The organism is Formosa bonchosmolovskayae, from assembly GCF_051016085.1.
Lineage (GTDB): Bacteria > Bacteroidota > Bacteroidia > Flavobacteriales > Flavobacteriaceae > Formosa.
On sequence record NZ_CP174605.1, the window covers coordinates 1857629 to 1870474 of the forward strand.

The 12846-nt window shown below is 30.4% G+C and carries 12 protein-coding genes; all 12 read left to right on the forward strand.

Annotated features, from left to right (window positions below; all coding sequences use genetic code 11):
- Positions 1-7: 7 nt before the first annotated feature.
- Entirely contained in the window at positions 8-832 is an 825-nt protein-coding gene (locus ACKC83_RS07830; protein ID WP_434037635.1) for a hypothetical protein, read from the forward strand.
- Positions 833-864: 32 nt separating this feature from the next.
- Positions 865-2397 carry a CatB-related O-acetyltransferase gene (locus ACKC83_RS07835; protein WP_434037636.1) on the forward strand — a complete coding sequence of 511 codons (1533 nt, stop codon included), beginning with the start codon at positions 865-867 and terminating at the stop codon, positions 2395-2397.
- A gap of 204 nt (positions 2398-2601) precedes the next feature.
- Complete coding sequence (locus ACKC83_RS07840) at positions 2602-3297, forward strand: hypothetical protein (protein ID WP_434037637.1); 696 nt, start codon at positions 2602-2604, stop codon at positions 3295-3297.
- A complete protein-coding gene (locus ACKC83_RS07845; RefSeq protein ID WP_434037638.1) occupies positions 3294-4445 on the forward strand; it encodes a glycosyltransferase family 2 protein in 1152 nt (383 codons plus the stop codon). The genes ACKC83_RS07840 and ACKC83_RS07845 overlap by 4 nt, the downstream gene beginning before the upstream one ends.
- A 15-nt stretch (positions 4446-4460) precedes the next feature.
- The gene (locus ACKC83_RS07850; RefSeq protein ID WP_434037639.1) at positions 4461-5405 is read left to right on the forward strand and encodes a nucleotide-diphospho-sugar transferase; all 945 of its coding nucleotides are present in this window, start codon (positions 4461-4463) and stop codon (positions 5403-5405) included.
- Complete coding sequence (locus ACKC83_RS07855) at positions 5402-6394, forward strand: polysaccharide pyruvyl transferase family protein (protein ID WP_434037640.1); 993 nt, start codon at positions 5402-5404, stop codon at positions 6392-6394. The genes ACKC83_RS07850 and ACKC83_RS07855 overlap by 4 nt, the downstream gene beginning before the upstream one ends.
- A gap of 21 nt (positions 6395-6415) precedes the next feature.
- The gene (locus ACKC83_RS07860; protein WP_434037641.1) at positions 6416-7678 is read left to right on the forward strand and encodes a glycosyltransferase; all 1263 of its coding nucleotides are present in this window, start codon (positions 6416-6418) and stop codon (positions 7676-7678) included.
- Between the two features lie 51 nt (positions 7679-7729).
- Positions 7730-8464, forward strand: a complete 735-nt coding sequence (locus tag ACKC83_RS07865; RefSeq protein WP_434037642.1) for a glycosyltransferase family 2 protein — start codon at positions 7730-7732, stop codon at positions 8462-8464.
- A complete protein-coding gene (locus ACKC83_RS07870; RefSeq protein WP_434037643.1) occupies positions 8457-9428 on the forward strand; it encodes a glycosyltransferase family 2 protein in 972 nt (323 codons plus the stop codon). Before ACKC83_RS07865 ends, ACKC83_RS07870 begins: the two co-directional genes overlap by 8 nt.
- Before the next feature lie 3 nt (positions 9429-9431).
- Complete coding sequence (locus tag ACKC83_RS07875; protein ID WP_434037644.1) at positions 9432-10577, forward strand: glycosyltransferase family 4 protein; 1146 nt, start codon at positions 9432-9434, stop codon at positions 10575-10577.
- A complete protein-coding gene (locus ACKC83_RS07880) occupies positions 10574-11398 on the forward strand; it encodes a glycosyltransferase (RefSeq protein WP_434037645.1) in 825 nt (274 codons plus the stop codon). Before ACKC83_RS07875 ends, ACKC83_RS07880 begins: the two co-directional genes overlap by 4 nt.
- A 51-nt stretch (positions 11399-11449) precedes the next feature.
- A complete protein-coding gene (locus tag ACKC83_RS07885; RefSeq protein WP_434037646.1) occupies positions 11450-12616 on the forward strand; it encodes a glycosyltransferase family 4 protein in 1167 nt (388 codons plus the stop codon).
- Positions 12617-12846: the final 230 nt, after the last annotated feature.

A 12846-nucleotide genomic window follows, 5' to 3' on the forward strand; every position in this document is an offset into this window, starting at 1 on the left:
TATCTGAATGGATTTTAATCAAATTACTAACAGAAAAGTACTCGAAGCGTATAATACTCTAGATAATTTTAAAATAATTGAAGGAGACGAGTCTTCGGATACGGTATATGTTTATTTCACCAGTAATGGTTTATATTTTCCAAATACAGAAGAGGCTTTCGAAGAAGTATTGTCTAAAGATAAATACGAATGGCAACATAATCTTGTAAATGGAGCGCGGAAACATATTCTAGTAAGAGATGTTTTTAAGCAACATTATTTAAAAGGTATTAATAAAGATATTAATTCTATCGATCAATTGATTCTCTTTATCAAAGAGTCATGTAAGGACTACAAAATTGTGACATTAGGTAGTTCTTCGGGAGGTTATATGTCGATGTTAGTTGGTTCTATATTAAATGCGTATAAAATTTACAGTTTTAATGGTCAATTTGATCTATGGTTTAAACTGGAAACTCCGGAATTGGAGTTAAAAAATCCTTTAATCTACAGGTATAAGGATGATAAATTATATAACAAATATTATGATATAAACCCCTTTTTAAAAAACAATAAATCTTATTTATTTTATTTCTGCTCTATTTTATCAGATCAAGATATCTATCAAAATTCGAAAAGAAAAGTAGATTCAAAATTGTTTCCGTTTTATATAAAAAGTGAAATACACGGTATTCCATTTTACAAACAAAATCTATCAAGAGTTCTTTGTTCAGAACCAGATAAATTAAAAGCAATAGCCTCAAAGAAACATATGTCACAATTTAAGTTTTCCTTAAAATTAGAAGGACTACTTAATACGCTAAAATATTATCGAAGAAATAATATTAAGTAAATTACCCCTAATAAAATTACCTACTTACTCCCATGGAATTAGCCCCAATTATTTTATTTGTATACAATAGATTAGCTCACACTAAGCAAACTATAGAAGCGCTTCAGAATAATGAGTTAGCAACGAACTCTGTATTGTATATTTACTCCGATAATGCAAGGAATGCAGAAGATAAAGAGAGTGTTACGGAGCTTAGAGCATACCTTAAAACTCTATCTGGTTTTAAAAAAATTAATATAATAGAGCGTAAAACCAACTGGGGTTTAGCCAATAATATTATAGATGGAGTTACAAGCATAGTAAATAAATATGGTAAAATTATAGTTCTTGAAGATGATGTAGTGACATCTAAGGGGTTTCTCAAGTTTATGAATAATGGATTAAGATTATACGAAGAGGAAAAAACTATCTCTCAAATTAATGGATATGTTTATCCCTTTAACAAATCGCTAAACGAAGATGTAATTTATCTTAGAATTTTAGCTTGTTGGGGATGGGCAACATGGAAAGATCGTTGGGCAGACTACGAGCATGATGTGTCTAAAGCTATTGATTTCTTAGATTCGAAAGAAAAAATAAATGCGTTTAATATTTTAGGGCATGCAGATTATTACAAACAATTAATAGACAATAAAGATAAGCTTATATACACTTGGGCTGTAAGGTGGTATGCATCGTGGTTTATGAAAGGCCAGTTAGCTGTGTTTCCTTCTAAGTCTTTAGTTTTAAATATAGGAGATGATGATTCCGGAGTGCATTCAAAAGCATCTAATAATGTGTTTAGAAATACAACTGTAGACGAGGTTCCTATAAAAGATAATTATACAATTGCAGAGTCGCAAGTGGCAAAACAGGGTATTGACGATTTTTATAAACAAAGAGTAGCAGTCCCTAAAAAAGAAAAGAAGTCATTTATTTCTAAAGTTTTAAAATCAATACTATTTAGGTATTTACCAGAAACTAGGGTACTGTTCGATAAGGACGTTAATTGGAAATTACTTAAGAATACTACGTATAATTTTAAATTAGCAACCACAGCAAAAGTTAATGGGCCTTATTATATAGTAGATACCACTATTGGAGATTACAGTTATGTTTCTCCAAACTCTCATATCGATAAAACAGAGATTGGTAAATTTTGTTCGATTGGACCTAATTTAATATCTGGTTGGGGAATTCATCCAACACATGGAATAAGTACACATCCTATGTTTTATTCTAATATGAAACAAAATGGCCAAACCTTTTCTACAGTAACTAAAATTGAAGAACGGAAAGCAATTAAAATTGGGAATGATGTGTTTATAGGAGCCAACGTTACTATTATGGATGGCATTACTATTGGGGACGGTGCAGTAATTGGTGCGGGTTCAATAGTATCTAAAGATATACCACCTTATGCTATTGCTGTAGGGACTCCAATTAAGGTGATTAGATACCGGTTTGAACAAGATGTTATTGCTAAGCTTTTAGACATAAAATGGTGGGAAAAAGGCATTAGTGAATTTAAAGAAGTGGAAGAAATGTTCTTTAACGTAGAAGAATATATAAATAAAACCAATTAATAAGAACAAGGACGCTCTAAGTATGTAATTTGATTGATAACTATAGCTTGCATAATGTTTTAGTTTCTTTATTTATAATGAATTCTGACGCTAGGAATATGTATTAATACAGAATTGAATCCACCATGTTCTTCAATACTTTATTATATAGATACTTATGCTACGTAGTAAATGTTGATATGTCTCCTAAATGAAAATTTTATTATGAAAATACATATAAGTACATTTTATAAAAGTAATATATCGGACTATTTGCTTTTCTATCAGAAACAAGTGTTTAAAATGTTGGGTTTAGAATTAAATCAAATCTGTGATAATGATATTTCACATGGTGATTTTATGACTCGGATTTTAAGAGATACTGAGGCAGATTATTTTGTGATTTTCGATATTGATTGTATTCCGCTAAAAAAGGAGGCAATTTCTCGGGTTATAGAGGAAATAAAAGATAACACTATTTCTGGATGTGCTCAAACTGCAAAACACTTTAACAATGGTAAAAATATATACGTTGGACCCTGTTTTTTTGCTATCAGTAAGGAAGTTTATAATTTATTAGGTAGACCGGATTTAAATGAGAATAAAGTACTAGAAGTTGATGCAGGAGGTATCTTATCTAAATTGGCACCTGAATATGGTGTTAAATTAAATTATTGGTATCCAACAGATGTTGAAGAAGAAAAGTGGGAATTATATCCGGATAAAGTATTTGGAATAGGAACTACTTACGAGGGCTTAGTATATCACTTGTTCGAATCTAGATATCAAAAAAACATAGTAAAATTTATTAGGAAATCTAATGCTACTATAAATAATAATTGGAGTCTAAATCCAATTAAGTATGCCGTAATAAAATTAGAAATACTACTATTTAAAATAAAAATGAGATCTCAAAAATGAAGTTAAGTATTATTGTTGGTTTTAAAAATAGAGATTTAACAAGAATTAAGAGATTTCTAAACTCTTTAGAAAACCAAACATTTAAAGATTTCGAACTTATTTTCGTGGATTACGGGAGTGATTTAAATATCGCGCGCGAAGTAAAGCAATTAGTTAACTTATTTGGATTTGCTCAGTACATATATAACGATACTAGAGGATGGCCTTGGAATCGCTCTCATGCTTTAAATAGTGGTTTAAAATTTGCCCAAGGTGAATATATTTTATTCTCGGATGTTGATTTAATTTATTCTCCAAAGTTTATAGAACAGTCCTGTGCTGTGATAAATAAAGATGGACAATATTTTATGCAATTTTATTTATTACCAGAAAATTATAGCACATGGGATTCTATAGAGATAGAAGATTCTTTTAATCTCACTGCAAAAGGCACTAAAGGTGCTATACATTTTGTAAATAAAGAGAAATTGTTGTCTATAGGAGGTTTCGATGAGTTTTATTGTTTTTGGGGACAAGAAGATATTGACTTATTTGGTCGTTTAGAAACATTAGGATTAAAAGAAAGCTGGTTGAGCATCGATGCTCCAGTGTTTCATCAATGGCATCCTATAGTCTCTAATACTAAATCTTACTTTTTTCCAGAAAAGTGGTATGACCAAATGGTAATATATGATGCTGCTAATAAGAATGAAGTTGTAAGAAATAAAGCGGGGTGGGGAGCAATATTTACAGCGCAGGACAGAAGCATATTTCATAGGACAGAAGAAGTAATTTTTAAATTGCCAGAAAACATAACGCTTAACACTAAGCCTAAAGTAATAAAAGATCTAGTGTATAGCGTGAACAATTTAAAGGAGAACCAGTATTTAACTATTATGGTTTCTATAAAGAGTTCTCCTAAAAAACATAGAAAAGCACGTGGTTTAGGTATTCTAAAACAACTAATATCAAAATACTATTATAAACAAGTATTAGTAAACGAAGACTATGTGAACGACCTTGAAAGGTTGTCTAGTTTAAATAGAACACATTTTATTCCGGAATTAGATATTTACTTTTTTGTTTGGCAACTTATTAAATATTACGATACTATTACCGATTATAGAATTTCAATCTCTAATGATAAATTAGAAATTAGTCTCTGTTAATTAATTCAAAAAATAATGTTAGACACACCAATACTACTTTTAGTTTTTAACAGGCCAGAAGTTACAAAAGCTTCTTTTGAGAGCGTTAAGGCAGCAAAACCAAAATACTTATTTATAGCGGCAGACGGTCCTAGAAGTGAAAAAAGTAATGAGGTAGAGTTATGTGCTAAAACCCGAGAAACTATTTTAAATGAAATTGATTGGGATTGCGAAGTCAAAACCTTATTTAGAACTGAAAATTTAGGTTGCAGAAAAGCCGTTGAAGAAGCCATTGATTGGTTTTTTGAGTCTGTAGAATATGGTATTATCTTAGAAGACGACTGCTTGGCAGATGCTAGTTTTTATCCGTTTTGTCAGGACTTACTGGAAAAATATCGTACGGACGATAGAGTAGGAATGATAAGTGGTAATAATTTTGGGTTTAACTTATTCGATCCTGAATTAAGCTATTCATTTTCTAAGCACGGACTTATTTGGGGATGGGCAACATGGAAAAGGGCATGGACTAAATATCGAATGGTAGAACAGGAATTTAATGAAGAGCTGGGGAATGTTGTACTATCCAATATATCAAATAATCCAGCATTTATAAAAAAATGGTGGAATAATGCCAAATTTGATCTCACCGATCAAACTTTAATTTGGGATTTTATTTGGGGAGTTACGCGGTATACTAATAATTATCTTGTAATAAGACCAAAATATAATATGGTTGCTAATATTGGCTTTGGGGAAGGTGCTACACATACCAAATCTCCCGTTAAAGAAGTGTTTTTACAAACAAAGGCAATCAATTTACCATTACAGCACCCAAAATTTGTAGTTGCAGACACTGTATCCGATAAGGAGTTAGAAAAATTTATTATAGGAGATGCTCCTGCTCCAAAGCAGATTAAAAAAAGTATATTTAAAGTTTATAAAACGAAGTTGCATTATCTCTATCTAAAGTTAAAACAATGAAAAAAATAGTATTATTTGATCCTGGTTTAGAAAATAATAATGGTGATTTTTCCAAGAATTTGGGAGATTTAATCATTCAGGAATCAGTTGTAAAACAATTAAAGAATGTTTTTGGCGATAATGAGATTATCTCTATTTCTACGCATTCAGAAATAGGAAAAAGAGAAAAAAGCTTGCTTAAGGAGGCTGATTTTACGTTTGTAGGCGGATCTAATTTAATGTCTTCAGATTTAAAAAAATATAATCAATGGAAAAACAGTAAAAAGAGTTTTTTTAAAGAAGTACCCATTGTAAATAATGCCATATTGTTAGGCGTTGGATGGTGGCAGTATCAAAATACCCCAACAGATTTTACGTCTAGTTTCTATCAAAAACTGTTACACTCCGATAGACAGCATTCTGTTAGAGATGGCTATACCAAGCAAATGCTACATAAAGCTGGAATAGATAATGTTATTAATACCACCTGTCCTACCATATGGGAATTAGATGGTACATCTATAGATAGAGAGTATAACTCAGAATCTGATTTGTTATTTATGTTAACAGATTATCATCCAAATCCAGAATTAGATAATAGCCTGCTAACCTTGTTTTTAAAATATTTTAATAAAGATATATATTATTTTCCGCAAGGTTCTGGTGATAGAGCCTATTTAGAATCTTTGGAGGTTTTTAAAAAGAACTCGAATAGATTTAAAATAATGCAACATAACATTAACGATCTGTTTAATTTAGTACAAAGCAATAAAAATTTGGTTTACATTGGGTCTAGATTGCACGGAGGAATTAAATGTATCCATAATAATGTACCTGCACTTATCTTAGCCAACGATAATAGAGCTATAGAGATTAAAAAAGATGTTAATATTCCTGTTCTGGAGAAAAAAGAATTAATTGAAATTGAGAATTGGATTAAGGGAGAGACTAGTTTTGGTAAAATAAAAGTGTCCTTAGAGGATATTGCCAAATGGAAAAATCAATTTTAGTTATTTAATCGCAACCACATTATGAAGCCACTTTTAATAAATACTTCTGATATAGGAGGTGCTGCAAATGCGTGTATTAGGTTACACACTGGCTTACTGGGTGCCGAAACTGATTCTAAGCTTTTATTAAAGGAAAAAACAAGAGATAATATCCCTAATTCTTATAAAGTATCTATAACTACTTTACGTATTGGCCTTAGAAATAAGCTTACTAAAAAATCTAGAGTTATATTAAATGAATTAGGATTCAATTATAGAAAAAAAAATAATGATTTTTTTTGGCGTGAACCAGGTTTGGAACTTTGTACCAATCCGTGGTCCGATTATGATTTAACAAGCTCTAAACTAGTAAAAGAAGCAGACCTTATAAATTTGCATTGGGTTCCTAATTTTATCGATTACAAATCATTTTTTAAAAAAACAGATAAGCCTGTAGTATGGACGTTGCATGATCAAAACCCGTTTTTAGGATTTGAGCACTATCAGGAAACGATTATAGGTATGGATTCAAAAGGATATCCTATTACACGCTCTATTTCTAAGAAAGAAAGAGATTTGAATGCTCTTTACCTTAAATTAAAAAAAGACGCCTTATCTAAGATTGATAATTTGCACATTGTTACCTTATGCAACTGGATGTATGAGGAGGTAAATCATAGTGAACTATTCGGAAATTTTAAATCTTATATTATTCCTAATGGAATAGATTCTGAGAAATTTAAAGCCTTAAATAAAGAACACTGTAGAGAACTTTTAAACATTCCTAACGATAAAATTGTATTTCTATTTGTTTCAGATTCTGTTAACAATAAAAGAAAGGGGTTTGCCTTTTTGGAAAAAGCTTTAAAGCTTATAGACCGAGAGGATATATTTCTATTATCAGTGGGGAATAAAAATTCAACTTTAATTCAAGACGATAAGCTTAATGAATTGGGTTACATTCACGATGAACTATTAATGAGTATCATATACTCGGCGGCAGATGCCTTTATAATACCTTCTTTAATGGATAACTTACCAAATACAGCGATAGAATCACTATTGTGTGGTACGCCCGTTTTAGGTTTTCCTGTAGGAGGATTAAAAGACATTGTGCAACACAATGAGAACGGTTTGCTGGCGGAGGAAATTAGTGTGCCTGCACTTACTAATATATTAAATATATTCTTTGAGAATTCGCATAAATTTGATAGTAAAATTATTCGTGATAATGCCATTAAGAAGTATGATATTTCTGTACAAGTACAAAATTATTTAAGATTATATAAAACCATAATAGGTTAATAGCACATGATTAAATTTGTTAATTACTAGTTCCAAAATCTTTATATTTAAATGATAATTTCCATAATCACGGTTTCTTATAATGCCGAGAAAACAATATTAAAAACTATTGAATCTGTTGCGAATCAGTCCTATCAACATATTGAATTTATTATTATTGATGGTGGGTCTACAGACTCTACTTTAGATATAATTAATTCAAATAAGAGTAATATTGATATTGTTGTTTCAGAACCTGATAAAGGCATTTATGATGCGATGAATAAAGGTATTAAGCGTGCTACAGGAGAATGGATTTTGTTTCTTGGTGCAGACGACGTATTGCATTCTAAAGATACATTGACAACGTGTTCATCTCAATTATCATCCCGTTTCGATTTAATTTATGGTGAGGTAGTAAAAGTTCCATCTCAAATTAGATATGACGGCACATTTAACTTATTTAAATTAATTTATAGAAACATTTGTCACCAGGGTATATTTTTTAATAAAACCATTTTTGATAAATTAGGTCTTTACAATCAAAAGCATCGTATTAATGCAGACTGGGAATTCAATATCAGAGCTTTCCAAGACCCATCGGTAAAAATTAAATTCATTCCTGTTTTAGTTAGTGATTTTTTTGAAGAGGGAGCTAGCGGACATCAAGTTGATGAGGCTTATGAGATTCGAAGAAAAGAATTACTAAAAACAATGCCTATATGGGTTAAAGCGTGTTATAAATACAGACGATCAACCTTAGTAAAACGGATTTCAAAAACCTTTCTAAATTTCAAGTATGCCTAAAGTAAGTGTTATAGTCCCAAATTATAATCATGAAAAATTTTTAAGAGGGCGATTAGATTGTATCATCAATCAAACTTATACAGATTTTGAATTAATTATTTTAGACGATATGTCTACAGACAATAGTTTAAATATCATCAAAGAATATCAACTTGCACATCCTAATTTAATAAGAGTTATACCGTCTACAGAAAATTCAGGGTCTCCTTTTAAACAATGGGATAAGGGAATCTCTTTAGCAACAAGTGATTTAATATGGATTGCAGAAAGTGATGATTTGGCGTCAACGTCTTTTTTAGAATATTGTGTTCCTTTTTTTGAAAGTAATGATAATTTAGGAATGGTGGTTGCTAAATCTAACGCTATCGATGCGACGGGGCAACAAATTTCTGAATTCCATCCTATGTTTAAAGGATATGAATCTGAATTATTTAACGATAAGGCAAACGGGTTTAATTATTTTAAGGGTAATGATTTTATTAAAGATTACTTAGTCTATAAATGTTTAATACCAAATGTAAGTGGTACGCTATTTAGTAAAGATGCCTATGTAAAGTCTGGAGGTCTTAATATGGATTTTAGACGAAATGGAGATTACGATTTGTATTTCAGAATGTTATTTAATACAGATGTCGGATTTTTAAATAAAAGTTTAAATAGTACGAGATATCACGATGCCAAATTAACAGCATCTAATAACGCACAGTCTTTTAAAGAATTGTCTACGATATTAAAGCCTGTATTTAATAAGCTTAAATTATCGGCAAGCAAGAGACTCGAAATTATGTCTTTTTACTTTACTGTTTTTAAGTACGATATTTACTTAAACAATACCTATACATTTAATGAGAAATTGGCCATTTTTAGAAATTTATCTGATTTAAGTGGTTTGCTAAAATTTAAATTTCTAAAATTTATTCTTCAACGTCAGAAAATAGATTTGGCTAAAAAACTAAGAAATTAAATAATGAAGAACATACTTTTTGTTGTACATGAATCCAAAAAATCGGGTGCTCCATTATTATTACTTCAGCTTTTAAAGGAATTTAAAAGTCAAGATGGTTTTAAAATAGACATTTTGATTAGTAAAACAGGAGAACTAGATAGTGTATTTAAAAACATTGGAGACACTTACTTTTATAATCCAACATATCTTTTAGACTTAGATCTAAAATCAAAAATATTACGTAAAGTTTTAAATACTGAAACATCGGTAAGTAAACATCAACATAAATTGTATAAAACGCTAGTGCAAAATAAATACGATGCTATTTATTTTAATTCATTAGGGTGTCAGTCTATGTTTACGTTTTTACAGAATTATCCAAGTAAGAAGTTAACACATATTCATGAATTAGAGGAAGTGGTTTCTGGTATGGATGATGGTATAGTGCGAAGTATGCTTACTCATTCGGATGTTTTAATATCTAGTTGTAAAACTATTACAGAGTTTTTAATTGAATCGTACAATATTGATACTCGTAAACTTGTAGAAAATTCTGTGTTTCTATTTAAAGATAGAAAGCAGTCCATCGATAATCTCGAATCTACAAATAGGCGTTCAAGTGATGCGTTTGTAATAGGAGCCTGTGGCGCAGTAGAATTAAGAAAAGGCGCAGACCTTTTTGTAGATTTTGCTATCCGAATGGTTAAGGAGGTACCAAATGCGGCACTAGAATTTATATGGGTAGGATACGATCAGACAAGTTTGGGAGACGATTTAAAGGCTAAAATTAAAGCAGAGGGGTTAGAACAACATATTAAATTTGTGGGAAGCACGCCAACTCCAGAAACCTATTTTAAAATGTTTAATTTGTTTTTTCTTTCTTCAAGAGAAGAGGCGTTTGGATTGGTAGGGTTGGAAAATGCATATTGTAAAAATCCATTGGTTAGTTTCAATATTAAAGGAGATCTTCCTCTTTTTATTAACAAGTATGAATGTGGTAAAGTAATACCAAAATACGATTTTAATGTTTTTAAAACATTTGTATTAGAGCTGATACAGGATTCATCTCTTGCAGAAACACTGGGGGCTAATGGAAAAAAAGCTACCGTTACTCATTTTAATATTACAGATCAAGCTCAAATTATAAAACAAAACCTTTTATCATGATATCAATAATTATTCCTTCTAGAAGCTCTGTAGCCTTAGAAGCTATAACAAATAATATAAGTGCCACCATAGGCGTTCCTTTCGAAATTATTGATTATGATAACTCAAAAGATGGATATGGAATTTGTAAAATATATAATTTGTGTGCAGTCAAAGCAAAATATGATTATTTAGTGTTTTGCCATGACGATATAGTTTTTCATACACAGGATTGGGGACAACTATTTGTTAATCATCTGAAACAAGAATTTGTTGGTCTTGTGGGTATTACTGGAGCAACTTTTAAATCAAAATATCCTGCACCTTGGGTATCTATTCCTAAAAATTATTATCGTTCAAACCTTTATAGTTCCAAGGAGAATATTAGAGTGAAAAAAGAATCTAATTCCGATGAAGTGGCAGTAGTTGATGGTTGCTTTTTAGGCATGAGAAAGGGTGTTTGGGAACAGTTTAATTTTAATGAAGATACTTTAAAGGGTTTCCATATTTATGACATAGATATATCTATTAGAATTTTAAGGAAGTATAAGGTAATCGTTTTAAATGATATATTAATAGAGCATAAGTCTGATGGCGTATTTAATTATAATTGGTATGAGGAATCTGAGAAGTATCATAAGCATAACCAAAATCTTCTACCAGCGCAAGTAGAGAGTGTGAAGAATGTGGAAACATTAAATGGTTTTGCCTTAAAGTCTCTAGTCATGAGAAGTAAGGGATTAAAATTATCGTTCCAAAAGAAAGCGAATTTATTGTTTTTATTGCTTACAAATCATCCAAAGATGTTTACTCCTAAAATGCTTAGAATATTTTTTAATTAAATGGATTCTATTGTGTACTCTAATTTAGTTAGATTAATATAAAAAAATAAAATGCCGAAAACTGAAATTATATATTTTTTACCAGATGTAGATGCCGGAGTAACTTCTATAGTACGTAATTTACTAAAATATAGACCTAAAAGTGATCTTAAGTACAAGGTTATTTTCACTAGGGAAATAGAAAGAGAATCTGTGTATATTAAAGATATATTTAATGTAGACGAACAAATCGTTTTTAAATATAGTAAGCACGAGAATTTATATGCCGTAAGTAAGCGTTTAAAATCTTATGTAACGTCGTCAGACTCTATCTTAGTTTCTAATGATGGATTAGAGATGCGAATGGTTCAATTGTTAAAGATGCCTAATCCATTGGCATATATTATACATGGCGATTTTAAGTACTATTATGGTTTAGTTAATCAAAATCAAGGAATAATAGATCAATATATCGCTTATAGCAAATTTACAGAAGAACAATTATACACTAAAATTGATTCTAGCAATCATAATAAAGTTAAAATGTTGTATTATCCTGTGCCCGAAATAAAAAGTTCACTGCAAACGGATAAGCCTACAGATTTGCTATTTGTTGGATCTTTTAACGAGCGTAAAGGGGTTCAGTTTTTATTCAAAATATATAAAGCGATACAGGCTAAACTACCCCATGTTAATTTTGTATTGGTGGGAAGTGGCGAAATGGATGCCGAATTAAAAGCACAGTTCAGTTTAGAACCTAATGTGTTATTTAAAGGACAGTTAAATAATAGTGAAGTTACACAAGAAATGCAAAAAGCAAAAGTATTGTTATTTCCATCTTTGTCTGAAGGCTTACCAAATGTAGTTGTAGAGTCTATGAAAGCCAAATGTGTTCCTGTGTGTAGTGATATACCGAGTGGAATTCCTGATCTTATCGACGATAAAGTAACGGGATATCGCGTGCCAATAGGAGATATTACTTTATTTAGTAATAGCGCCATTGATTTGTTAGAAAATGAAGAAAGCAGGAGTAGTATAGCTAAAAATGCATTTAATAAAGCGTATAGCATGTTTAATCCAGTTAAAAATGCAGAGCACTATGAGGATTTAATACTGAAAATAGAACCAAAAGAAAAGTTGTTTTTAAATCAGACTTTGGGAGGTATATTAAATCAAAAATACATGCCTAATGCATTGGTCACTTTAATTAGAAAGTTAAATTTGTCACCGAAACTATAATTCTTATTTTTATTATACGAGGTAGAGCGTAAAATATATAATATTCTAAAGGAGCTATTATGTTCTATAAAATCTATGTAACATCATTAGATAAATAGTTCCAACGTATTGTTTTCTTATAAATATGCTTCTGTAAATGATGGGGGTAGAGTGGTTATATATATGTGGTGCAGTGTTTACTATTGCTTATTTATATGATAAAAATTACAGATTGAAATATCAAAACAAGT

Bases quoted from the DNA above. Each gene is read 5' to 3' on its own strand.
- ACKC83_RS07885 (WP_434037646.1), top strand. From the start codon at position 11,450: ATGCCGAAAACTGAAATTATATATTTTTTACCAGATGTAGATGCCGGA.
- ACKC83_RS07830 (WP_434037635.1), top strand. From the start codon at position 8: ATGGATTTTAATCAAATTACTAACAGAAAAGTACTCGAAGCGTATAAT.
- ACKC83_RS07855 (WP_434037640.1), top strand. From the start codon at position 5,402: ATGAAAAAAATAGTATTATTTGATCCTGGTTTAGAAAATAATAATGGT.
- ACKC83_RS07845 (WP_434037638.1), top strand. From the start codon at position 3,294: ATGAAGTTAAGTATTATTGTTGGTTTTAAAAATAGAGATTTAACAAGA.
- ACKC83_RS07880 (WP_434037645.1), top strand. From the start codon at position 10,574: ATGATATCAATAATTATTCCTTCTAGAAGCTCTGTAGCCTTAGAAGCT.
- ACKC83_RS07870 (WP_434037643.1), top strand. From the start codon at position 8,457: ATGCCTAAAGTAAGTGTTATAGTCCCAAATTATAATCATGAAAAATTT.
- ACKC83_RS07875 (WP_434037644.1), top strand. From the start codon at position 9,432: ATGAAGAACATACTTTTTGTTGTACATGAATCCAAAAAATCGGGTGCT.
- ACKC83_RS07835 (WP_434037636.1), top strand. From the start codon at position 865: ATGGAATTAGCCCCAATTATTTTATTTGTATACAATAGATTAGCTCAC.
- ACKC83_RS07840 (WP_434037637.1), top strand. From the start codon at position 2,602: ATGAAAATACATATAAGTACATTTTATAAAAGTAATATATCGGACTAT.
- ACKC83_RS07865 (WP_434037642.1), top strand. From the start codon at position 7,730: ATGATAATTTCCATAATCACGGTTTCTTATAATGCCGAGAAAACAATA.
- ACKC83_RS07850 (WP_434037639.1), top strand. From the start codon at position 4,461: ATGTTAGACACACCAATACTACTTTTAGTTTTTAACAGGCCAGAAGTT.
- ACKC83_RS07860 (WP_434037641.1), top strand. From the start codon at position 6,416: ATGAAGCCACTTTTAATAAATACTTCTGATATAGGAGGTGCTGCAAAT.